The organism is Stieleria sedimenti, assembly GCF_025060895.1.
Classification (GTDB): Bacteria; Planctomycetota; Planctomycetia; order Pirellulales; family Pirellulaceae; genus Stieleria; species Stieleria sedimenti.
This window is the reverse complement of record NZ_JANZKV010000111.1, coordinates 25,792-47,382: the sequence shown is the minus strand read 5'-3', so window position 1 is coordinate 47,382 and position 21,591 is coordinate 25,792. Positions and strand designations below refer to the sequence as shown.

At 58.9% G+C, this 21,591-nt stretch carries 19 protein-coding genes, 1 tRNA gene and 1 pseudogene; 12 read left to right on the top strand and 9 right to left on the bottom strand.

The window, feature by feature from the left end; all coding sequences use genetic code 11:
* Positions 1–626 precede the first annotated feature (626 nt).
* Positions 627–1,874: a plasmid pRiA4b ORF-3 family protein gene (locus NZK35_RS15535; protein ID WP_259633449.1), complete on the top strand. Its 1,248-nt coding sequence runs from the start codon at positions 627–629 to the stop codon at positions 1,872–1,874.
* On the opposite strand, the gene NZK35_RS15530 is transcribed toward NZK35_RS15535, so the two are convergent.
* The 3 genes from NZK35_RS15530 to NZK35_RS15520 all read right to left on the bottom strand — a co-directional run bounded on the left by NZK35_RS15530 (position 1,838) and on the right by NZK35_RS15520 (position 4,640).
* Positions 1,838–3,232: an enolase C-terminal domain-like protein gene (locus NZK35_RS15530; protein ID WP_259633448.1), complete on the bottom strand. Its 1,395-nt coding sequence runs from the start codon at positions 3,230–3,232 to the stop codon at positions 1,838–1,840. The two genes, NZK35_RS15535 and NZK35_RS15530, sit on opposite strands and share 37 nt — an antisense overlap.
* Before the next feature lie 82 nt (positions 3,233–3,314).
* Positions 3,315–4,052, bottom strand: a complete 738-nt coding sequence (locus NZK35_RS15525) for a sulfite exporter TauE/SafE family protein (protein ID WP_259633451.1) — start codon at positions 4,050–4,052, stop codon at positions 3,315–3,317.
* A 39-nt stretch (positions 4,053–4,091) separates the two neighbouring features.
* Positions 4,092–4,640 carry a Uma2 family endonuclease gene (locus tag NZK35_RS15520; RefSeq protein ID WP_259633447.1) on the bottom strand — a complete coding sequence of 183 codons (549 nt, stop codon included), beginning with the start codon at positions 4,638–4,640 and terminating at the stop codon, positions 4,092–4,094.
* 114 nt (positions 4,641–4,754) lie between these two features.
* Between NZK35_RS15520 and NZK35_RS15515 the strand changes: the two genes are divergently transcribed.
* Positions 4,755–4,928: a hypothetical protein gene (locus tag NZK35_RS15515; protein ID WP_259633446.1), complete on the top strand. Its 174-nt coding sequence runs from the start codon at positions 4,755–4,757 to the stop codon at positions 4,926–4,928.
* 89 nt (positions 4,929–5,017) lie between these two features.
* On the top strand, positions 5,018–5,554 hold the full coding sequence (locus NZK35_RS15510) for a Uma2 family endonuclease (RefSeq protein WP_259633445.1): 537 nt from the start codon (positions 5,018–5,020) through the stop codon (positions 5,552–5,554).
* Positions 5,555–5,558: 4 nt separating this feature from the next.
* Here the strand turns inward: NZK35_RS15510 and NZK35_RS15505 are convergent, their stop codons facing one another.
* Positions 5,559–6,812, bottom strand: coding sequence for a DUF1559 domain-containing protein (locus tag NZK35_RS15505; RefSeq protein ID WP_259633444.1), 1,254 nt, complete (start codon positions 6,810–6,812; stop codon positions 5,559–5,561).
* Positions 6,813–6,945: 133 nt separating this feature from the next.
* A complete protein-coding gene (locus tag NZK35_RS15500) occupies positions 6,946–7,155 on the bottom strand; it encodes a hypothetical protein (RefSeq protein WP_259633443.1) in 210 nt (69 codons plus the stop codon).
* A 491-nt stretch (positions 7,156–7,646) separates the two neighbouring features.
* Here NZK35_RS15500 and NZK35_RS15495 point away from each other — a divergent pair, with 491 nt between their 5' ends.
* The 4 genes and pseudogenes from NZK35_RS15495 (at position 7,647) to NZK35_RS15480 (ending at position 9,917) form a co-directional block, all read left to right on the top strand.
* Positions 7,647–8,531 carry a Brp/Blh family beta-carotene 15,15'-dioxygenase gene (locus tag NZK35_RS15495; RefSeq protein ID WP_259633442.1) on the top strand — a complete coding sequence of 295 codons (885 nt, stop codon included), beginning with the start codon at positions 7,647–7,649 and terminating at the stop codon, positions 8,529–8,531.
* 24 nt (positions 8,532–8,555) lie between these two features.
* A complete protein-coding gene (locus tag NZK35_RS15490; protein WP_259633441.1) occupies positions 8,556–8,867 on the top strand; it encodes a lycopene cyclase family protein in 312 nt (103 codons plus the stop codon).
* Between the two features lie 116 nt (positions 8,868–8,983).
* Positions 8,984–9,589, top strand: a pseudogene (gene crtI / locus NZK35_RS15485) (phytoene desaturase family protein); the annotation flags it as partial.
* A 52-nt stretch (positions 9,590–9,641) separates the two neighbouring features.
* On the top strand, positions 9,642–9,917 hold the full coding sequence (locus tag NZK35_RS15480) for a hypothetical protein (RefSeq protein WP_259633440.1): 276 nt from the start codon (positions 9,642–9,644) through the stop codon (positions 9,915–9,917).
* A gap of 12 nt (positions 9,918–9,929) precedes the next feature.
* On the opposite strand, the gene NZK35_RS15475 is transcribed toward NZK35_RS15480, so the two are convergent.
* Positions 9,930–12,686 carry a bifunctional acetate--CoA ligase family protein/GNAT family N-acetyltransferase gene (locus tag NZK35_RS15475; RefSeq protein ID WP_259633439.1) on the bottom strand — a complete coding sequence of 919 codons (2,757 nt, stop codon included), beginning with the start codon at positions 12,684–12,686 and terminating at the stop codon, positions 9,930–9,932.
* 334 nt (positions 12,687–13,020) lie between these two features.
* Between NZK35_RS15475 and NZK35_RS15470 the strand changes: the two genes are divergently transcribed.
* Positions 13,021–14,598 (top strand): sulfatase family protein, encoded by a 1,578-nt coding sequence (locus NZK35_RS15470; RefSeq protein ID WP_259633438.1) that lies wholly within the window; start codon positions 13,021–13,023, stop codon positions 14,596–14,598.
* 111 nt (positions 14,599–14,709) lie between these two features.
* Here NZK35_RS15470 and NZK35_RS15465 read toward each other — a convergent pair whose 3' ends face one another.
* The 3 genes from NZK35_RS15465 to NZK35_RS15455 all read right to left on the bottom strand — a co-directional run bounded on the left by NZK35_RS15465 (position 14,710) and on the right by NZK35_RS15455 (position 18,549).
* Complete coding sequence (locus NZK35_RS15465) at positions 14,710–16,044, bottom strand: alkaline phosphatase family protein (protein WP_259633437.1); 1,335 nt, start codon at positions 16,042–16,044, stop codon at positions 14,710–14,712.
* A 204-nt stretch (positions 16,045–16,248) separates the two neighbouring features.
* The gene (locus NZK35_RS15460) at positions 16,249–17,877 is read right to left on the bottom strand and encodes a sodium-dependent transporter (protein WP_259633436.1); all 1,629 of its coding nucleotides are present in this window, start codon (positions 17,875–17,877) and stop codon (positions 16,249–16,251) included.
* Positions 17,878–18,476: 599 nt separating this feature from the next.
* Positions 18,477–18,549 (bottom strand) — tRNA-Phe (locus NZK35_RS15455).
* Positions 18,550–18,907: 358 nt separating this feature from the next.
* Here NZK35_RS15455 and NZK35_RS15450 point away from each other — a divergent pair.
* From NZK35_RS15450 to NZK35_RS15435, 4 genes are all read left to right on the top strand, one after another.
* Positions 18,908–19,834 (top strand): hypothetical protein, encoded by a 927-nt coding sequence (locus tag NZK35_RS15450; RefSeq protein WP_259633435.1) that lies wholly within the window; start codon positions 18,908–18,910, stop codon positions 19,832–19,834.
* 168 nt (positions 19,835–20,002) lie between these two features.
* Positions 20,003–20,653: a MotA/TolQ/ExbB proton channel family protein gene (locus NZK35_RS15445; RefSeq protein WP_095738917.1), complete on the top strand. Its 651-nt coding sequence runs from the start codon at positions 20,003–20,005 to the stop codon at positions 20,651–20,653.
* A gap of 6 nt (positions 20,654–20,659) precedes the next feature.
* Complete coding sequence (locus NZK35_RS15440; RefSeq protein WP_259633434.1) at positions 20,660–21,148, top strand: ExbD/TolR family protein; 489 nt, start codon at positions 20,660–20,662, stop codon at positions 21,146–21,148.
* Entirely contained in the window at positions 21,145–21,570 is a 426-nt protein-coding gene (locus tag NZK35_RS15435; RefSeq protein ID WP_259633433.1) for an ExbD/TolR family protein, read from the top strand. The genes NZK35_RS15440 and NZK35_RS15435 overlap by 4 nt, the downstream gene beginning before the upstream one ends.
* Positions 21,571–21,591: the final 21 nt, after the last annotated feature.

The window sequence follows — 21,591 nt, the reverse complement described above, 5'->3', positions numbered from 1 at the left end:
CCACCTCCGGGAAGCACGCCCCAAAATCCCATCGACCCCGGACGGGGTCGCAGCGAATCAATCCGCCGGCGGTGCCGCAGTCCGCGTTTCAAGAAGAGTTGACCGGGATGCTCGTTCACTCGGGACGGCAGACCGGCTCCGAGGGCTCGGGCGCGATTTGCTTCGACACCCTCCGGGGTCGCAGCCGACGTGTGGACCCAATCTCCGGAGGTGTCGCTCCGCTCACCTCCGGCTACTGGCTTTGACCCCGTCGGGGTAGGCCAGCGACGCTGGCCTTGAAGGTGTTAGCGGAACGGCGCGAGCGGCCTGTCGATTTAAGCCCGCATGCGTTAGCAAGGGACCACGCGGCGCCGCTCGCTGACGCGTCGGGCTGCAGCATTGCGATGATTTCGGAACGTCGATTCAATCGACAGGCCGCGAGCCGTCCGGTTTGACCTTGAAAGACCGGAGGGCTCGCGCCCTGCCGCTAACAAAAAACACCCCGGTTGCCGCCAAAGTAAGTGGCATTGGACCGCGTTTGTTTGACCCACCCGACAATTGATCAACCACCGCACAGAATGATGTTCGGGGCGGCACCGTTCCACACCGCCAGTCTTAAAGATGAATCCGAAAACAACGACCGTCGCATGAAAGTTGCCAAGAACATCAGAAGCCTGTTTTCGCAGAAAACAGAACCCGCCGAAAAGTTTCTCCGCTCGCTGTCGATCACCGCCGACCAGCCCGGCCCCATCGTCTCGGACGCCAACGCGTTGCTCGATTTCCTGGACGGGCCACCGACCCCGACCGGCAATCAGAACTATGTGCTGCCGATGAAACTTCTCAAGGAGGCGAATCAGCGGATGGCCGAACCGCTGGTCAACCGAATGGCCCGACCCCAGCTGCGGTCCTTCCCCACGCTGGCCGGGCTTTATTTGCTGCTCCGATCGATGTGCTTGGTGACGACCCAGACCAAGCCCAAACGCGCCGTGTTTGTGGACGCAGAATTACGCGGGCGTTTCAATGATTTGAACCCGACCGAGCAATACATCGCGCTGCTTTCCGCCTATCTGTTCCGAGTCTCGGTCTCCATCATCGGTTACCACTCGCGTGGCGAAGGACGATACGCAGAAATAGCGAGCTGCTACAGCCAGCTAGACAAGGTGCAGACGATCCGTCCGGGTGAGACATCCTATCTGTTTGAATCATGGGAGGGTAAAATGGACGCGGCGATGCTGCACGAATTCGGATTCGTCAAACTGGAAATGGAATCCGACGTCAAAGAGGGGAAATCTGCTGGGATTGAATTAGCCACACGACTGCCGCTCGGTGACGCTGCGTACGTGGCCTTGCTCAACGTGTTGCGTTGGTCATCCGACGAAGACGATTTCTACGAAACGTGTCGGACACTGTTTCCAGATCTCAAAGGACGCTTGTCCCCGCCAGCCGCAGAATTTCAACCTGGCGAATATACACTGAACGTGTCTGTCGGCGATTGCTCGCGAGTCTTCGTCGCCCCCGCCGAAACCGACCTCCACGTCTTTGCCTACGCGATTTTGGCAGCGTTCAATTTTAACGACGAACACTTGTTTCTCTACGAGTATCGCGACCGGACCGGAATCTGTCGCAGGATCCTCGACGGCCGACTGGATGACGGAGAAATGTTCGCCGACGAGACGCGACTGGGGGACTTGCCATTGGAATCCGGCGAGTCGATTGCCTTTGATTACGACTTCGGCGACACGACACGTTTCTCGATCACGATCGAGAGCATCAGTGATCAACCTTCAAAACGCAAGAAGCCCGAAGTCACCCAATGCGTGGGCGAGCCGCCGCTTCAGTACCGGTGGCAAGAAGAGTATTACGACGACGAGGACGACGAGGACGACGACGAATAGCCACCGTCCATCGGCTCGCTCGCGACCTCGAATGCCGCACCTTTTTTCCGGGGATCACGCGACGCCCAAACCTCGCCGTCGGGAAACCGGTGCCGTTTGATAAAGCTCGGCAGAAACTCGAGTCCCCAACCCGCTGCGGTCGGCGTGACGTAACAGCCGTCGCGCGTCGTGACGGGATGCTCGACGGCTTCCTGCAGAAAGTCGATGTATTCGACCAGTTGTGTGTCGGAGTGTCCGGCAACGGCGATCTGGTCCCACATCCCATAGTGCTGGATCATGTTGCACAACGCGATGCCGCCGCCGTGGGGACACACGGGCACGCCGAACTTCGCCGCCATCAAAATGATCGCCATCACGTCGTTGACGCCCGCGACACGAACGGCGTCGATTTGACAATACTCGATCGCGTTACTTTTGAGTAACTGTTTAAAAATCACGGGCGAGGCGGCTTGTTCACCACAGGCGAAACCAAAATCCGCGTCCTCAAAGATCTCGGCAAGTTCGACGTAGCCGAGCACATCATCACGGGCGATCGGCTCTTCGATCCACTTCAAACCATACGGGCGATAGCGTTCGATATGACGCTTCGCCTCGCCGAGCCCCCAATACTGATTGGCGTCCACCATCAGGTTGCAGTCCGGCCCGATCGCGTCGCGCATGAAACGAATCCGCGCCACGTCCTGATCCGAATCCTGCCCGACCTTCAGCTTGAACGAATCAAAACCTTGCGTTTGCAGCTTGCGAATCGTCGCCAGAATCTGTTCGTCGCTCAGCCCCAACCAGCCGGCGGTGCAGTAGGCCTTCGGCCCGCGCGGATTCATTTCTGCTTCACGTTGTTTGACCGTCGATCGCCGCTCTTGCAACAGCGTCACCGCTTCGTCGCGGCTGAGCGCGTCACGAATGTTTCGCCAATCGATGCAGTCAGCGACGAACTCCGGTTCCAGATCGACCAACAATTTCCAAAGCGGTTTGTCGAGCGACTTGGCCCACAGGTCCCACATCGCATTCAAGACCGCGCCGGCCGCCATCCGAAACACGCCGTCGTGCAGCCATCGCAATTGATGGTGATCGATCAAACGTCGATACAGATCAATCGGGGCCGCGGCAAAGTCATGGAGATCGGATCCGATGATCAATTGGCACAGATCCTTGATCCCGTGACAGACCCAATCCGTTCCCGCGCCGACGGTGAAGACCACCGAAACGCCCCGCAATCCGGCATCGGTTTCCAGGTGCAAGACGGCCGACGAGTAGTCGGGTTGCTTGTGAAACGGGTCGGACCCGAGCAACCGATCGGAGGTGGGGACTCGGAGGTCGATGACGTCCGCGGAAGTGATGGTGATGCGAGGGCTGGACATATCGAAAGCAAGTCATCAATAACAAGGGTGATTCTTCACGAGGCCGCATCGTGCGGTCCCGGTGCCGCAGTCTAACCTCTCTTCATCCCAACCACTGGAAAATGCTGGTCACGATCAGCTTCAATCCGGTCGCGATCATCACCACGATCAGGAACGCGAAGATCAGCCGATTGCCTTTCTTGATCGCCAGCTTCGCACCGACGACACCGCCGATCACGTTACCGACCGCCATCACCAAGCCGGGCAGCCAGTCGATCAATCCATAAATCGCGAACATGATCGTTGCCGCCAGCGTGACCAAAAAACCGATCCAGTTTTTGATGGCGTTGGACGCCACCAGGTCGCCGCTGTTGGTCAGACTCATCGCCAACAAGATCAGGATCCCCATCCCGGCTTGGATAAAACCGACGTAGATGCCGATGGCGAAAAAGACCGGTTTGATCCATCGCTTGGAACTGACCGAACCCACGTTCGCCGCCGCAATTCGCTTGGGGTTGAGCATCAGCACGACCGCCATCACCAAGAAAATCGCACCGAAAACCGGCTCAAAGGCATCCGGCGGCAAATAGACCGCCAGCCAAGCCCCGACCGGCACACCCAACAGCGTCGGCAACGTCAGACGGTTGGCGAGCTTGTGATCCAGGTGCCCATGTTTGTGAAACGTCGCGACGGCGGCCCCGCTGGAAAACAGCACGGCGACGCGATTGGTACCGTTGGCCATTTTCGGATCCAATCCGAACAGCATCAACGCCGGCAACGTCATGAACGAGCCGCCGCCGGCGATCGTGTTCACCACGCCCGCCAGAAACCCGGCAACGATCAGAAGGAGGTACCAGACGACGTCACTGACCCTTTGAGATTAAATAAAAAGCTCGTTCAATGCGAGCACGGCATCGGGCTTGCAAGTCGGAGTCAGTGTGCCGGGGACCGAGACGATCCGTTTGGAATGAAATCGATTCTCTCGAGAATCGGTGAAGACGTGAATCGCTTTGGCGGCACAGTCGACGACCCAATATTCGGCGACTCCGGACTCGGCATACAGGTCGGCCTTCTCGCCAGTGACGCCGGCCAAACTGGAGTCAGCGACTTCGATCAGCAGCAATACATCAGACGCCTTGGGCCGACGTGCCGCATAACGCCCCGGTCGCAGCCACGTGACGTCGGGCTCTGGGCGACTGTCGCCCAGGTCAATGCTCGACTGGACTCGCACCACACAGTCCTCCGGATCGGTGACGCTGGTCGACCAACGGTTCAGGTAATCGACGTAGTCTTCGTGCACGGGACCGGCTGGACTCATCTGTCGCAACTCTCCTCGGATCAGTTCAATTTTGCGGTCCATGCCGACGAACGCGCCCCGCTGGATCATGCGATCGTACTCGTCCGCGGTGATTCGAAGTGCGGTGCTCATGAAAACAAAGTCTTGCAAGGGCTGGAATTCTGATGCGGTGAAACTGGCATCCCACTACTATAAACCACCGTAGAAAGTTTCGACATCCGAAAAACACGGCGGAACGCTCGACCGATGACCGACCACGCCAAAGAATATTCGCTGTTTCCGTTTGCGATCTGTCAAGCCTGCCAATTGGAAGCCGGCTACGAACGCTCTTTTAAAGTGGTGCAGGGTCGTGTCTTGGCGAATCGATACTTGATCGACAATCCACGACGTTTCCTGATCAACGTGGTGCTCTCCAGATGAAAAAGCTACACTGAAAAGGGTAAGACCGAGAGGATCGACAAGCGTCACGAGAGGAATCACAGGCCCCGCCAGACACCCGACACGACACGATGAGTACTGAGATTCGCAAGCTGACCTACCAGGATTACGTCTGTTTCCCGGACGACGGAAAACGGCATGAAATCATTGGAGGAGACCACTACATGAATCCTGCACCGAGCACCTATCATCAATACGTGTCACGGCGATTGCAATTTCAGCTGTATTCGAAAATCGAACTTACTGAACGGGGTAGCGTCATCGACGCGCCGGTGGATGTGCAATTGACCGAATGCGATATCGTCCAACCGGATCTTGTCGTGGTGCTGAAGGAAAATCGGATCATCACGCCAACCAAGGTGAAAGGCGCCCCCGATCATCTCATCGAAATCCTTTCACCGTCGACCGAATCGAACGACAAGACGCTCAAACGAGCGCTCTATGAGCGGACGGGCGTCGGTGAATACTGGATCGTCGATCCGTTCGAACAGACCGTGACGGCCTTGGTTTTAGAGAACGGCCGCTACGTCGAACAAGCCGTGACGGGAAAGCGAATCCCCGTCACGTACTTGAACGATATCGACGTCGACCTGAATCAAGTCTGGTGAGCGACTACTGGTTGAGTTGCTCTTCGATCGTCTCGTTGTTGGCTCGGGTGCCGAGTGCGCCCCAGAGACCGTAGGGACTTTGCGAACCCGGTGCCCGCGTGCCCGTTCCGTTCCAGATCACCATCGGGCTCTCCTTCCCGCCGGCTTCGATCGAATCGGTGATGAAGATGACCGCACCATCGCCCATCAAGACATGGGCACCGCCTTGGTGCCGGCTGCTGGTTCCGTAGATTCCAGGTCGCCACGTTCCGGCACCACTGCTGCAAATCGGACTGTTGGGCGGATGAATGGTGACCACGCCGGTGTGAACGCAATAGCCGCTGGACCACTTGAACCCGCGTTGTCCTTGGGTGCCGCCGGTCAAGAAAGCGCCCGGATCCCAGAACTTTGGTCGGTCCGGGTCGACGAACGCCTGACACAGTGACGGGTCGGTCATCAGGCCGCCGAGGTCGTTCGCACCGCCAGACGGTTTGGCGGCCTGTGTGATGACAGATCGGTCTCCGATGTCGGTGGCCATTTCGCCGGCCATGATGGTGTTGGAAAGCCCATCGAGCGTGTCGCGGAATCGCATGTTCACACGCGGGAAAAACATACCGCGACAGGTGGCTTTGGCACGCGGTGCCGCGGTGCGGTTCGGCTGACCGTTCTGGTTGATGCCTCCGGTGTTTTGAAATTGCAGCGCATCGCCGACACAGACGCCGTAGTTCGTGCGGCCTTGGGCCGGCAAGCCGTCACCCGGGTCACTGGGGCAGCGCAACATCGGGACGGTCGTCAGCCATGGATCGTACTGATAGCGACCATGCTGGGCCAAGCTGATGTCCGCGTTGGGACCCATCGCGCTGAACTCGTACTGCCCCGCCGCCGATGCGGGTTCCTTGACGCGAAACGGGTTGCTGATCTGATCCCAGAGCGCTTGCTGTTCGACGAAGGGTGCCAACTGAACCAGGGAACTCAGGTTGTTCAAATTGTTCCCGCCATAGCTGCCCCCGACCAGTCGGGGTTCGCGTGACTGCGGATTGTTGTTGCCGAACACCCGCGAAGTGCCGCCGCGAATCGTGGGCAGCCGCTTGTAGGCGGAATGATAATTATGAATCCCCAAGCCGATTTGCTTGAAGTTGTTACTGCAGCTCATTCGACGTGCTGCTTCGCGAGCCGCTTGGACGGCCGGCAAAAGCAGCCCGACCAAGATGCCGATGATCGCGATCACGACCAGCAACTCCACCAACGTGAAGCCGCCGCGTCTGGAACGGATGTTCATAGAAAATGCCTCAAAATACGAATCAAAAACAAAACGAATCAATGTCCCCGTCGGCGCGTGCGGCGACCGCGGGGTGATGCAACGCAACCAGAATCAATGCAAACCGGAGTGAACGATCGCCTCAACCGAGATTTCAGCTCGCAGCTTCGTTCTCATCCTCTTCGGACCCTGCTTCATCCGGATTGTCTTCACGCTCTTCGGGATGCTCTTGAAGGTAAGCTTCGACAGCCCCTAGCTCCGGCCCCTGAGACTCCGTCATGTCCTTCCCACAGCCGGACATCGGCACCGCGAATGAAAGGGACAAAAGAATGAGCAGGACATGGGAAATCGATGACCAACGCATGATGCCGGGAACCCTTTGGATGAGATGAAAAAGAAACCGCTCGGCGGCTGAACCACGTGACTCGTGTCCCGCGATTCGCCCCCCTCGGTCCGAAACGGGTATCCGCTACTATAAAACACTGGCAACCGTTGCTGCGTGTCAAATTTTCAGCCCGTGAGCGACAAAGACGACATTTCGTTGGCGAAAATGCGTCACCCGGGTCATGAATGCGAGCCGGGCGGAGGCCGGTGGCGTCCCGCGGAATCCACGTTCAGCACGCCTCCCACTCGGTCCAGCCTGCCATAGAATCGAAGTGCACATCGCGGCGTTTCCGTGAGGTGGCGATCCCCGCGTGAGGTGGCAGTCTCCGCCACCGTCAGGCACGCGAGCAACACGGGACGTGAATCGGGACGCCGAACGTTCATCGCTCTGCCAACGCGATCGCGCGCCGATTCAATTCCCCCATCGTGCCGCAACGCTCCACGGCGTCGCCTTCATAGGAACTGGCGTTCTTGCCAACGACGGTGACGCTCGCCGGACTTGTGGTGGCCGTTTCCCTGGTCGGAATTCCGCACGGCGGTCTGGACCACTGGACCGGCCGCCGACTACTCGGTAACCGGTTTCCACGAACTTGGGCGATGATCTTCTTCCCCAGCTACGTTGCGGTCGCTCTAGTCGTGGCGTTGGGCTGGTGGGTGATCCCGCTGGCGACGGTCGTCGCGTTTTCCCTTGTCTCCGCGTGGCACTTTGGGATTGAGGATGAGCAAGTCATGGGTCGGTCAAGCGTCTTGAATCATCTACTTGCGATCGCCGTCGGCGGGTTGGTCATCTGGATCCCCGTTCTGACACAGCCGGATAGAGTTGGGTCACTGTTGGGTAGCATTGTTCCGCCAGAGCTGATCCTGTCAACAGGAACGATCGTCTGGACAACCCGCTGGATCGCGGCGGCACTGCTTCCGCTTGCCGTGTCTGCCATCTTGCGGGGTCTAATGACGCACGAGCATCGCGGGAGGGCGGCGCGAAACCTCTGTTTTGCTTTGATGTTCCTCACTGCGGATGTGCTGGTCTCGTTTGGGATTTACTTTTGCGGGTGGCATTCGATTCGAGGCCTTCGGGGTTTGACCACGACGCATCGGCGGAGTCTGCCACAGGTTCTTCTTGCGACGACGCCTCTTTCGGTGGCCGCGATCGTTCTTTCAGTCATCGGCATGTGGTTCTGGTCGTCGGGTCAGTTCCTCAGTGACGCCGTGGCTCGAACGCTGTTCATCGGCCTGTCTGCAATCGCAGTCCCACATCTGTTGTTGCATGGACCGATCAGCCGCTGGGTGGGGACCTCGGCGGGCGTTTCGACGGTCGGCGCTTCGTCTTCGTCCGGCAACGTCGAGGTGGCGCGATGAACCGTGATACCAGCTCCCCAGAATTTGACTACATCTTGGTCGGTGCCGCTCGCCGACGCTCGCGTCGCGGTGCAGGAACTGGCGGACGAACACCGCTGGCAATCGATGTATGCGCGGTTTTTAAACCGGCTGCTGTTCCGACTGGTGACGCCCCGACAACGACATCGCCTTTTCCGCCGCTTCTACCGCGTGCTTTCCGACGACGCCATCGAGCGATTTTACTCGCACCGATTCACCGCCGGTGATGCGGCGAAAATCATCGTCGGCCTTCCGCCAACGGTGATCGGTCTGCGACCCATTCGATTTGTCCGTTCTTTCTTTCGAAGAGACAACTGATGGAGCACCCTGCTGTTACCTCAAACCGCCCGTGACGCCGAAGCCACTGCTGCGACCGGATGCCGTTCCGTCTCTCGACAGTTGTGGACTGACGCGTTGCCGCCGCGAAAGAAAGCCGCCGGTTGGAGAAGATGGAATGTTCGATGTCCTTGTTCGTGATTTATTTCGGCACCAATCGACGATACAGCGATTTGGCGCATCACACCATCCTGTTCGGGCGGCGTTTCAAAGGCCTGCTCGACGACATCTTCAAGGGCAACAAATTGCCCGAAGACTTCAGCCTGTACCTGCACGCTCCGACGGTGACCGATCCATCGCTCGCCCCCGACGGCTGCGAAGCGCTCTACGTACTGAGCCCGGTGCCCCATCTCGGCCGAGCGGCCATCGATTGGGATTCGGTGGCGCAAAAGTACGGAGATGCGATCTCGGAATCTCTCGAACAGCACCTTCCCGGTCTCCGCCAATCGATCGTCACCCGCCGCCATTTCACGCCCCATGATTTCCGCGACGAACTCAACGCCTACCACGGCTCGGCGTTTTCGGTGGCTCCCAAGCTGACCCAAAGCGCGTTTTTCCGGCCCCATAATCGTGCCGACCAGATCCCGGGCTTGTACATCGTAGGCGGTGGCCCGCACCCGGGTGCGGGCGTGCCTGGCGTGATCAACACCGCCAAAGCAACGTGCGGTCTGGTTGGACAGGATTTCGGAGTGCTGGCGTCATGAGGGCGACGGACAACCGCCGACCAATGCCCAGGTCCGCTCGTCCGTCCGACGCATGTTGAATCTCGCTACGGAGTCGATGATGAACGACGCAAAGTACTTGACCTATTTGGGCCTTTCCCTGACCGCCTTCATGGGCAGCAGCCTCTTTCTGTTGGTGATGATCCACCCGAAATCTCAGTCCTATTCGGTGCTGCCAATGATCTACGCGTTCATTTGCTTCGCGGTCGGCATCGCAACCAATTTACTTGCCAAGCGAGCGGAGTCTGCGTCGGCCGGTTCGAGAGTGGAGGGACCAGCCAGAACGGAGGTTCGACGGTTGCCTCAATAAGCCCTCAATCGCTCACGCCAGAATCAGAGGCGAAAGACGCTTTCTGGCGATCACCACATCGTCGGATTGGCTGCGGTCCATCACGAAACCACGGTTGCTGAACATGGTGATCATCCGCGAGTTTCTGGGAGCCATTTCGGCGACGACCGATCGAATCCCCCAATCAGCGCAGATCCCGAGGCAATAGTCCATCAGGACCGAACCGAGCCCGATGCCTTGCCAAGGATCGCCGACCAGAATCGCAAACTCGGCTTCGTGATGGTCGGCGTCGGCGACCAAGCGGCAGACCCCGAGCAGCTTCCGATGTCCGTCGTCTTCGTCTTCTGCGACGATGGCAATTTCTCGGTCGTAGTCGATATAACAAAACCGTGTGGCCATCTCGTGGGACGACGCTTTGAACATGTAGCGGAATCGCATGTGAAGCGATTCGGGTGAGCAACTGGCCAACAGGCGGTGCCACATCGGTTCGTCTTCGGGCTTGATCGGACGCAGCAGGATGGCCGTCGAATCCTTCAGGATCACTCGCTTGGTGTATTCGTCCGGATAGGGCCGAATGGCAAGATGGGAATACGGCCGAACAGGATGCAGCACGGCGTCATGATCAACCACGATCCGGGCATCCAAGGCGATCACGTCGTGGCTGGTCACCCACAGCGGGTTGACATCCAGCTCCGTGATTTCAGGATAGTCCGCAACGAGATAGGAAAGCCGCATCAAGACCTCGACGAGCCGGTTGAGATTGATGCCGGGGCGTCCCGGTTCACCCTGCAGCAATGGCCAGGCCTTCAGCGATTGGACCATTCGCCTGGCAAGACGCTCGTTCAGCGGCGGCAACTCAAATGCCAGGTCTCGCAACAACTCGGTCGTCGTCCCTCCGGCACCGACCATCAAGACGGTTCCGAAGACCGGATCACGCTTGGCACCCACGATCAGCTCGCGACTATTCGGTTCGACCAACATGCGTTGGACCGTGACACCGTCGATTCTGGCGTCGGGACAGAATTCTTTGGCTCGTTTCAGAATCCGATCATACGCCAGCGCGACATCGTTGCGGTTGGCCAGATTCAGTTCGACGCCGCCGACGTGCGTCTTGTGTGTGATGTCGGGTGAAAACACTTTGAGCGCGACGGGGTACCCGACCCGTGCGGCGCACTCGGTCGCGTACGCCAACGAACAGGCGACATGGGTGGGGATGACCGGAATGTCATGCGCCTGCAGGAATGCCTTGGACGTGGATTCCGTCAGCACGTCGTGACCCTCGCTCAAAAACGTCGTGACGAGGGAACGCTGCTTGGCACGATAAAGGGGAAACTCGATCGGGATTTCACGCGGTGTTTCGTACAGCGTTTCGCGGTTCCGCCCATAGGACACGAGGTTCATGAACGCTCGAACGCCTTTTTCCGGTGAGGAATACGTCGGAATGCCCGCCGCGTTGAGCCGTTCGGTGCCTTCACGAACCTTGCCGCCTCCCATCCACGCCGCCAGGATCGGTTTGGACGCATGTTTTGCGGCTTGCACCACCGCCGCGGCGATGCCGGTCGGGTCGGTCGTCGTGTAGGGCGAGAGCACCACCAACACGCCATCGACGCCCCGGTCGGCCAGCACGAGTTCCACCGAGGATTGAAATCGTTCTGGCGTGGCGTCCCTGAGCACATCGACCGGATTGCCATGCGACCAGGCCCGCGGCAGCTGTTGGCTCAGCTTTTCAATCGTGTCATCGGATAACTTCGCCAGCGAACCCTGCTGATCCAGTAACTCATCGGTCGCGATCACGCCCGGTCCACCGGCATTGGTGATGATCGCCAAACGTGGTCCGGAAGGCGTCTTTTGTTGCGACAGAAGTTTCGCGCAGTCGAACAACTGCTCCACGCTGTAGACCCGAAACACTCCGGCCCGCTTCATCGCAGCTTCATAGACACTGTCGACGCCGGCCATCGTTCCCGTATGAGTGGCCGCAGCCTTGGCCGACCCCGAGAACCGGCCCGCCTTGTAAGCGATGATCGGCTTCGTCCGGGTGAAAGCCCGGGCCGCCGACATGAACTTGCGCGGCTCTGTTATCGAACCGACGTACAAGATGATCGATCGCGTCCATCGGTCGATCGCAAAATAGTCAATCAGATCAGCGATGCCGACGTCCAACATGTTGCCGACGGACACGAAATGCGAAAAGCCGACGTTCTCTTGGATCGCCCAATCGAGCACGGCGGTGCATAGCGCCGCGGACTGGGAAATGAACGCGATATTCCCCGTGGGTGGCAAGTCGCTGACGAAACTGGCGTTGAATGACAGGTGCGGTGCCATGACGCCCAGACTGTTTGGCCCCACGATCCGCAGACCCTCGAACGGCTCAGCGGACTGTAGAACCGCCGCTTGGAGGACTTTCCCGTCGGGCGCCGCTTCGCGAAATCCAGAGGTAAGAATGACCAATCCTCGAATCCCCGCTTCGCCACACTCGGCAACGTATCGCGGCACCGTCTCGGCCGGACTGCAGATCACCGCCAAATCCACGGCCTCGGGCAAGTCGGCAATCGCGGCATAACACGGCATGCCGCCCACACGGGTGTACCTGGGATTGACCCGGTACACCGGCCCGGCGAATCCGCCCGAGACAAGATTGTCGAGAACGATCCTGCCCGCGCTGGATCGACGTTCGCTGGCACCGATGACGACAACGCTCCTGGGAGCGAAGATCATGTCTAGATTGCGGATCGGCATGGTAAACTGCTCGCAGGTCTTGAGCGTGGCATCGGCCTGCATCTTGCGAACCATCAAACCGTCGGCTGAACACGACCTCGATTGTCTCACATTGCACGCGTAATGCAAATCGTGAAACGTCGACCGTGACATTCTTTGAGCTACAATCCTTGGCGTTGCTGGTCGCCGCAGCCATGGCAATCGTCCCCCTTTGTTGGCTCGCCCCGGCGATTCCCGTGTCGCCACGGTCCGGTTCTGCACCGCTGTCCGGGCCGCCGTCCGGGGCCGCTGTTCGGGGCCGCCGTCCGGGGCCGCTGTTCGGGGCCGCTGTTCGGGGCGACCGAGTGCGTGTGGCGGGATTCATCTCGGTTCACCAGTCCTTTCGATTCGACTCGGAGAGTTCAACGTTTTGAACAATACATCGCTTCTTCTATGGTCTGCCGGATGGCTCATCGCATTGCTGTCGATCGACGCCGCTCGGGCCGCCGACGACCTTCCCAACGTCGTCGTGATCTATGCGGACGATCTCGGCTTCGGTGACTTGTCGTGCTACAACGACGAGGCGCCTTACCAGACGCCTCACTTGGATCAGATGGCGGCCGAAGGCATCCGTTTCACCGATGCCCATAGCCCCTCCACGATTTGTTCGCCATCGCGATACGGTCTCTTTTCCGGACAGCAGATTTATCGCTCGACCGGCGGGGGCGGTGGAGCGTTCGAAGGACCAAGCGGCCCCAGCTATCTAAAGCCCGGCACGCTGACAATTGCGGAAATGCTGAAACAGAAGGGCTATCGCACCGGCGTCTTTGGCAAGTGGCACGTGGGACTCAGCTGGTTCAACAAAGACGGACAGCGTCTCGGTGGCGGCTTCGAGAATTCGCTGCTGATCGATTACGAGAAGAGTACGCCGCTGATCGATGGCCCCAACGCCAGAGGCTTTGACGAATCGTTCATCACGCCCAATTGCCCGAACACCGACCCGCTGTACATCTACATCGAAAACGGCATGGTCCCGATTCCGGCCAGTGAACGACACAAACGCGATACGCTGCCCAACCCCGGTGGCAAATGGCGGTGGGACAACGACGAAGGCTGGAAGTCACCGGGCTATGACTTTATCAATGCCGACCTGCTGTTTTACGAAAAGACCAGAGCCTTTATCACCGATCACGTCCGACAAACGCCCGACAAACCTTTCTTCGCCGTGCTGTCAACTCAGATCGCTCACGCGCCCGTGTTGCCGGCCGACGAATTCACCGGAGCCACCGACGCCGGGCCGCGAGCCGATTTCGTCTGGCAACTGGACGCGATCGTGGGACGCGTGTTTGATTTGCTGAAGGAGTTGGAGATCGATGACGACACGTTGGTGATGTTCAATTCCGATAACGGAGCCGAGACGTTGCACGTTCACTGGATGCGGCAAGATCACCAGCACGATCCGTCAGGCGGTTGGCGCGGCATGAAGCGAGACGGCTGGGAGGGCGGTCACCGGGTCCCCTTCATCGCGCGATGGCCGGGTCACATCCCGCCCGGCCAGGTGACCGCTCAGATGACCAACACCACCGACATTTTTGCCACGGTCGCTTCAGTCGTCGGTGTCGAACTCCCCGACGACGTGGCGACGGACAGCTTTGACATGCTGCCGGTGATGTTGGGACAACAGCCAGAAACGGATTCGATTCGCCCCCATCTGTTGACGCAGAGTTTTCGTGGCGAGTTTCAGATTCGCCAGGGACACTGGAAGTACCTCGATCACAAAGGTTCCGGCGGCAATGGGTACGAACAGGGCAACATGGCCCAATACGCGCTGCCCGAACTCGCACCGGATGCACCAGGCCAGCTGTACAACCTGAAAACCGATCCCGGCGAGACGACCAATCTGTATTTCAAGGAAGTAGCCAAACGCAAAGAGCTGCAAGCCCTGCTGGTAAAGTTGAAGGCATCCGGCCGCAGTGCCCCCACCGGCCGCACGCCGTTCCGCAAGTAAATCAGCCCAAAAGGGGAAGGGGGTGTTTTTCATGAACACACCTCAAAATCCGGCGGATACCCGACAGGTCACCCTGGGTCCGATAGACACCGCAGTACGAGCCCGCCGCGTTTAGCGGGCGCCCAACAGCGATCGGATGTAGCCCGCAAACCCGCGCATGTCAGATGGCAGCGGGTGCTCACCCGAAGGTCCGATGACGATCGGGCCGTCGATCGGATCGGGATGCAGACCGTGGCTGCCGCGGACCAGCGTCGGGTCGAGCGGAATGACGTCCATCTTGTAGCGCATGCCGAGTTTTTTTTGCAACAATCGCGCCGCCATCCGCACCTTACTGGTCATGAACAACTCGCAAGGGTCATAGCCCGGCTTGCGATGGATATCCACCGTGCGAGCAAAATCGGGCGCGAGCGCGTCGTCGTCCCAGTAGTAATACGTGAACCAGGCATCGGGTCGGGCCAGTGCGATCAGTTCACCGCTGCGCGGATGATCGAGTTCCAGATCGCCGGGATCAAAGACGCCGCCGATACCCGGGACCGCTTCAAGCTCCTTTCGCACCGCAGGGACCAGTCGGGGATCGTTGACGTAGACGTGCGCCAGTTGATGGTCGGCGACCGCAAAGGCCTTCGATTCCCCCGGCATCAAGACTTCACCGAAGGGCCCGTTCCGCACCGACAGCCAGCCGGCCTGACGCAGCACGCGGTTGATGTGAATCGGCCGATCGACGGGAACCAAGCCGTATTCCGAAACGATCACCACCTGTGCCCCGATCTCGTCGGCGGCGGCCAGGATGGTTTGCACACACTGGTCGACTTCGGCCACCCGCGCCGGGTCGTGATCCGGAAATCGTTGGAAGTCGTAGTCCAGATGCGGCAAGTAGGCGAGTGTGACCTGGGGCTGCTTTTCACGCAGCACCGTCGCGGTGGCCTCCGCGATCCAGCGACTGCACGGCAACCCGGCACCGGGCCCCCAGAACGTGAAAAACGGAAACGCGCCATGCCGCTCGGTGAGATTGCACCCGGTGTGGTCGAGCACGTCAAAGACTTTACTGCCGTCACAGCCGTAATGCGGCTTCGGCGTGCAACTGTAACGCGCCGTCGAGGATTGATTGAACCACCAAAACATCTTGGCGGTTTCGAACTCGTCATAGAACGCGGGACCTTGGACCAACGAGCGGGCTTGCTGCCAGAACCGAATTTCCTGGGTCTCGCGGTAGTACCATCCGTTGCCGACGACGCCGTGATCGCGCGGGGCCAGCCCGGTCAGCATGGTGGCCTGGGAGGTGCAGGTGACCGCCGGCAGTGGGCTGGTCCACGGCATGAACTGCTTGCCGCCCGCGGCAAGCCCGTCCGTGGGCGGATTCCCCGCCAGCGACCGAATCGCCGGTGCGTCAGCGAGCAATCGAGCGGTCAGCCCGACGACATTGATAATGCAAACCCGATGCGTCATTCGGGATCGTCATCCGGTACCGGCGGCAGGGTCATCACCCGGTACAGACAATACGTCAACAACGTGACCACCGACCCGACCGAGCAGGCCATCACGATCCAACCGTAGATGTTCATTTGAGTTTCAGGTTTCGGGTTTCGGGTTTCAGGTTTCAGGTTTCAGGTTTCAGGACAATTTGGAACCTGAAACTTCGAACTTGCAACTTCACTCCATCTGGTCGAACCGACCCTGCTGACGCCAACGGATTCCGGCGACGTGCACCATCACGGTCAGGAACGCGATCGTGCCTCCGATGAATAACAACGACATCAAGATCACCTCGTCCCCGGCGATCTTGGACAGATAACCTTGCGTGACCGCACCCGTTTCCGGATCGGTTTTGTCCAACACGTTTTCCCAGGCGAACGCGATGAAAATCACGCCCAGGTAGACGGGCACGACGTACTTCAACATGTACTGCACCACGGTCGGGATTCTCAGGTGTGACCCCTGACTGGATTCTTTCGCTCCCTGCTCGATCCCAAACACCCAGCCGTAAATCACCGCTTGGACCATCGCGAGCACGAAAATCAAGAACGTGCCGACCCAAAAATCGAACGTGTCGAGTGCTTTCAGTCCGGCGGAAAAGTACATCACAAATCCGCTGCCCGACAGCGAGATGATGCCCAACAGCGACACCGACGCGCCACGCTGCATCCCGAAACCTTCCTCGAAGAACGCGATCACCGGCTGCAGCATCGACAAGCTGCTGGTGATCGCGGCCAAGAACAACATAAAAAACCACAGGAACCCGAAGAACTGCCCGGCCGGCATCTGAGCGAACACATTGGGCAGCGCGGTGAACCCCAGGCCGAACGTCCCCTGATCCCCTGCCGCCGCGCCGAGAAAAATGAACGCGGCCGGCAACGTGATCAGACCGCCCAGGCAGACTTCGAAAAACTCGTTCATGCCGCAGGCGGTCAATCCGCTGAGCACCACGTCGTCTTTTTTCTTCAGGTAGCTGGCGTAGTTGACGATCACCCCGAATCCGACCGACAGTGAGAAAAAGATCTGGCCGGATGCGGCGAGCCACGTCTTAGAATCCAACAAGGCCGAGAAATCGGGGTTCCACATGAATCCCAATCCTGCATTCACTTTGTCGGCCGGCAAGGTCAGCACCCTGACCAGCACGCACAGGGCACACACGACCATCAACGGAATGGCATAGCGACAAAACGTCTCGATCCCCTTGGCGACGCCTCGGTAGATAAAGATAAAGTTGATCACGAAGGTGATCATCACGAAGTACAGCAGCGACGACTCGCCTCGAAACGCCGCGCCGTTTTGCCCCTCGCCGCTGCCGACAAAGCTGCTGAAAAACGAACCGTAGGCCTCGGTGTCTTCGCCGAGCATCAGCGATCCGTTCAAGTACGAAAACGCATACGCCAGACACCAGGCCTCGATCACGACGTAATACATGTAGATCACCAGCGGGATCAGCAGTGCCGGAACCGCCAGGTAGCGTGCCTTCGCGTTGCGGCAAACGACGCTAAAAATCCCCGGGGACGAATTGAACCCATGGTGCCCGCCATAACGCCCCATCGTCCATTCGGCCCAACACAGCGGGATGCCCAAGACCAACAACGAGATGAAGTAAGGCAGCAGGAACGCGCCGCCACCGTTTTGAGCGGCTTGGCCGGGGAACCTCAAGAAATTGCCGAGCCCCACGGCCGAACCGGCGACGGCCAAGATCACGCCGATCCGAGTCCCCCACTGTTCATTGCTGCCGTGATGCGAAGCCGTCTGGTTTTCGGATGAATTTTCCACGTCTTTCCAGTCTTTGGATCGGGACATGCGGACAGGCGAGACGTCAGTTTAGCCCGCAGAGCGCATTTTTGGGCAGGCGGATGCCTGAAAAGCTTTCTCGACGTGCCAATAGACAGACCCCCGCCCGCAACCTCTCTTGCCGGCACCCTCAAGCCACCCGGCTCGGCGGTAGTCTCGCCCTCCCCTGAAACGCAGCGGCCCCTGAAACGCAGCGGCCCCTGAAACGCAGCGGCCTCTGCGTAGCAACCTGCGTAGCAACCTGCGGTTGTGCCGGAAATTCAAATCTGGGCAAAGCACCAGGGCGTGTCTCCACCAACGGTTCCGTGGCGGCCGACTGCGAATCCATCGAAAATCCGAAAAGATCCTGTTCGCCCGACCGCAGGGCTGTCGTCAACCTCAGGGGACGACACGTCGGTCAACCTCGCGGATGCCCCGGACGTAGGGGGCGGAGAGACCGCGGCAGAGAGATTCCGGGAAAGTGCTTGGGGCCGACGTCCCAACGGAATCGTCCCAGTACGATCATCGCTTTTTCCGGGGCAGGGCCGTCGATTAGTTGGGGCGGCAACCTGCAAGAAGGCCTGGCGAAACCAGAGAGAATCGAGGCCTTCACAGCGAGTCGAAGAGAGTGGTCAGGGCCGGGCTCGAACCGGCGACACCGGCCTTTTCAGGGCCGTGCTCTACCAACTGAGCTACCTGACCAGCTGGAAGATTCATTCGATCTGCGGGGATCCTAGGGTATGATGCGTGGGTTCGTCAATTGGTTCAGTGCGAGACAAATTTCAATTGAGACAACAGCGATTGCGACGGCGACTTTTTGCAGAGGCGTCCGGCAGCATATGATAGCTCGAAAAATCTCTCCAAACGGCGATTTCCTTACCGACGTGACGACCGCGCCAACTTTTCAGACCAATTCCCTGCCTGCACTCGCGGCCAATGGGTTTTCCGATCACACTATCGCCCCCGGCAGCCCATCGTCTGGCAGGCCGTCGTCCCGTTCGGGTCGAGACACAAATCACGAATTCCGGCCGCGCGAGCAGGGACGGAGGTAGTTAAAGCGATGTCAACTATCGTCGAGCAGGAAGAAAAAACGGACCAAATGGAAGCGGCCCGGCTGGAGCGGGAGCTGGAGCGCGAAAAACTGAAGCTCAGCCGCTTCGACTCGGTGACCTCGCTGTTCCTGGCCTTGATCCTGTTTCTCGGCGCGTTCGTGTTCATGATGTTCGTCGTCTGGCTGCTCAGCGGGGAACCCAAACCGATCGCGTTGGCACCGATCATCGAAAACCCGCCCGGCCGCGGTGAAAACCCGGAGGGTTTCGAGCGTGATTTCGAACCACCGGGGGCCGAAGAGGTTGAGGATTTGATGGAGCCGACGCTGGCCGACACGATCGAGGCGGTCACCGACGCGGTCAGCAGCGTGGCCGCTTCACTGACGACCGCCGACACCAACGCCACCGCCTCGACGCAGGGCACCGGCCAGGGGGACAGCCGGCCGCCGGGACCGATGGGTGAGGGAGACGACATCATCGGCCGCTGGGAACGCTGGGAGCTGACGTTCAACGCCAAGGGCAAGAAAGACTACGCGAAGCAACTGGATTTTTACAAAATCGAACTGGCCGCTTTCGGGGGCGGTGGCCCCAACGTCATCGAGATGGCCAACAACTTATCCACCTCGCCGACCAAGCGAGTCAACACGCAGCCCAAGACCGAAGAACGGCTGTACTTTTCATGGAAACTCTCCAACCCGCTGCTGCAGTTTGACCGCCAATTGCTCACCGCCGCCGGTATCCAGGTCAACGGCCGCAATGTGATCCGCTTTGTCCCCAAGGATCTGGAGAACCAGCTGGCCAACATGGAAAAGCAGTACGCCGAAGAAAAAGGAAAAAAATTCCCCCACTCGATCGCCAAAACCGTCTTTGAAAGCACTCCCGACGGTGGCGGCTACTCCTTCAGCATCGTCAGTCAACGTTACCGAAAGGGTTTCTGAACTGATCGACAGAGCAAACCGATCGCCCGGGGGATTGCCTGGGGAGATCGACCGTACGAACGACCGCGCAAACCAAGGTTCGGCTGAAATGGTCCAGCCCGACCGATCGTCCTGCCCTCAAAACGAAACCACTCAACTCATCAATCAACGGGAAAGACACGAATGTCAATGATCCTTGCGTATTCGCTTTTCAACATGATCGCCGATGCGACCTACCTCGCACTCGCGGCGGTGGCACTTTGGGGGTTGTACTGCATCGTCGTCGTCTGGAATCGCGTCGGACAGAAACGTTTCAAGTCCGAAGACGAACAAGACCAGTTCCTGGACGACGTGGAACAGATGATTCAAGCCGGCGATTTCGAAGGCACCATCGACTACTGCGAAGGGGACGCCCGGGCGTTGCCCCAGATCATCGAATTGGCCGTCAGCCATCGCAACCTGGGGTACAACCGAGCCCGCAAGTTCATGATGGACCGGTTCCAGCGTGACGTGATGAGCGATCTGGATTATCGACTCAGCTGGGTCGGCACCGTGATCAAAGCCGCTCCGATGATCGGGTTGTTCGGAACCGTGTTCGGCATGATGGGTGCGTTCCAAACCCTGGCCACCGCCGAGTCGGTCGAGCCGAGCAAGCTGGCCGGCGATATCCGCGTCGCACTGGTGACGACCGCCAGCGGATTGGCGATCGCCATCCCGCTGATGATCCTGGTCGCCAACGTCAACATTCGAATCGCCAAGATGGAAGACCTGGTCGGATCCGGGCTCAGCCGTTTCATGGACGCCTTCAAAGCCGGACTCGCTCGCAGCGGGGGACGCTAACGCATCATGAGTAGCGTGATCGAGGAACCTGACATCGAGGAAGATGACGATTTCCAAATGCCTCGCAAAAAGCGAGACGAAGACGAAATGGACATCACCCCGATGATCGACATCACCTTCTTGTTGCTGATCTTTTTTGTCGTCTGTTCCAAGATGGATCCGACCCAGATGGGAAAGATCCCCGAAGCACAAAACGGTATCGCCATCAGCGCCAAAGAGTCGGCGGTCGTGTTCATCGAACCGGCCGGCAAAGACAAGGTCATCCTGAAACGAATCGACGGAACCGAATTCAGCAGCGACGAAGAAACCCAAACGACCGAATTGATCGAGTACATCTCCGAAGAACTCAAGACCACCCGTGGGGAAGAAAAAAACCACGTGATGATCATGGGCGACGGGGAAGTCGCGGTCGGCGAGGTGACGCGTGTGCAAAAAATTATCGGCGACGCGTTCGAGGATATTTCGTCCACTTACATCGCGGTGAAAGAACTATGACGCGCCGCAACGAATCCGAACTCGACCTGACGCCGATGATCGACGTCACGTTTTTGATCCTGATTTTTTTCATGGTCACCGCATCGTTTTCGATGCAACGTGCGATCGAGACGCCGAACCCGGAGAACGACCAGGCCAGCCGCTCGGCCGTTGTCCAAGATTTCGACCCGATCCGTTTGCACGTCGACCGCCATGGCAGTTTTTTGTTGATGACAACCGACTGGCAAAAGGAACTGGTCGGCAAACAGGAATTGGTGAGCGAACTGGCGGCCGCAAAGCGGGCCACTCCGATGACATCCGACCTGCGGATCGAAGTCGAATCGGCGGCCCGGCTACAGGCCCTGGTGGATGCGATGGATGCCGCAACGATCGCCGGATTCCAGCAGTTTCAGCTGACCGAAATCGCTTCCGAATTGATTTAGACACACAGCTCCACTTCTCGT

Bases quoted from the DNA above. Each gene is read 5' to 3' on its own strand.
- NZK35_RS15435 (WP_259633433.1), top strand. From the start codon at position 21,145: ATGACGCGCCGCAACGAATCCGAACTCGACCTGACGCCGATGATCGAC.
- NZK35_RS15515 (WP_259633446.1), top strand. From the start codon at position 4,755: ATGACCGACCACGCCAAAGAATATTCGCTGTTTCCGTTTGCGATCTGT.
- NZK35_RS15440 (WP_259633434.1), top strand. From the start codon at position 20,660: ATGAGTAGCGTGATCGAGGAACCTGACATCGAGGAAGATGACGATTTC.
- NZK35_RS15500 (WP_259633443.1), bottom strand. From the start codon at position 7,155: ATGCGTTGGTCATCGATTTCCCATGTCCTGCTCATTCTTTTGTCCCTT.
- NZK35_RS15480 (WP_259633440.1), top strand. From the start codon at position 9,642: ATGTTGAATCTCGCTACGGAGTCGATGATGAACGACGCAAAGTACTTG.
- NZK35_RS15450 (WP_259633435.1), top strand. From the start codon at position 18,908: ATGTCAACTATCGTCGAGCAGGAAGAAAAAACGGACCAAATGGAAGCG.
- NZK35_RS15475 (WP_259633439.1), bottom strand. From the start codon at position 12,686: ATGGTTCGCAAGATGCAGGCCGATGCCACGCTCAAGACCTGCGAGCAG.
- NZK35_RS15460 (WP_259633436.1), bottom strand. From the start codon at position 17,877: ATGTCCCGATCCAAAGACTGGAAAGACGTGGAAAATTCATCCGAAAAC.
- NZK35_RS15520 (WP_259633447.1), bottom strand. From the start codon at position 4,640: ATGAGCACCGCACTTCGAATCACCGCGGACGAGTACGATCGCATGATC.
- NZK35_RS15465 (WP_259633437.1), bottom strand. From the start codon at position 16,044: ATGACGCATCGGGTTTGCATTATCAATGTCGTCGGGCTGACCGCTCGA.
- NZK35_RS15510 (WP_259633445.1), top strand. From the start codon at position 5,018: ATGAGTACTGAGATTCGCAAGCTGACCTACCAGGATTACGTCTGTTTC.
- NZK35_RS15535 (WP_259633449.1), top strand. From the start codon at position 627: ATGAAAGTTGCCAAGAACATCAGAAGCCTGTTTTCGCAGAAAACAGAA.
- NZK35_RS15530 (WP_259633448.1), bottom strand. From the start codon at position 3,232: ATGTCCAGCCCTCGCATCACCATCACTTCCGCGGACGTCATCGACCTC.
- NZK35_RS15445 (WP_095738917.1), top strand. From the start codon at position 20,003: ATGATCCTTGCGTATTCGCTTTTCAACATGATCGCCGATGCGACCTAC.
- NZK35_RS15505 (WP_259633444.1), bottom strand. From the start codon at position 6,812: ATGAACATCCGTTCCAGACGCGGCGGCTTCACGTTGGTGGAGTTGCTG.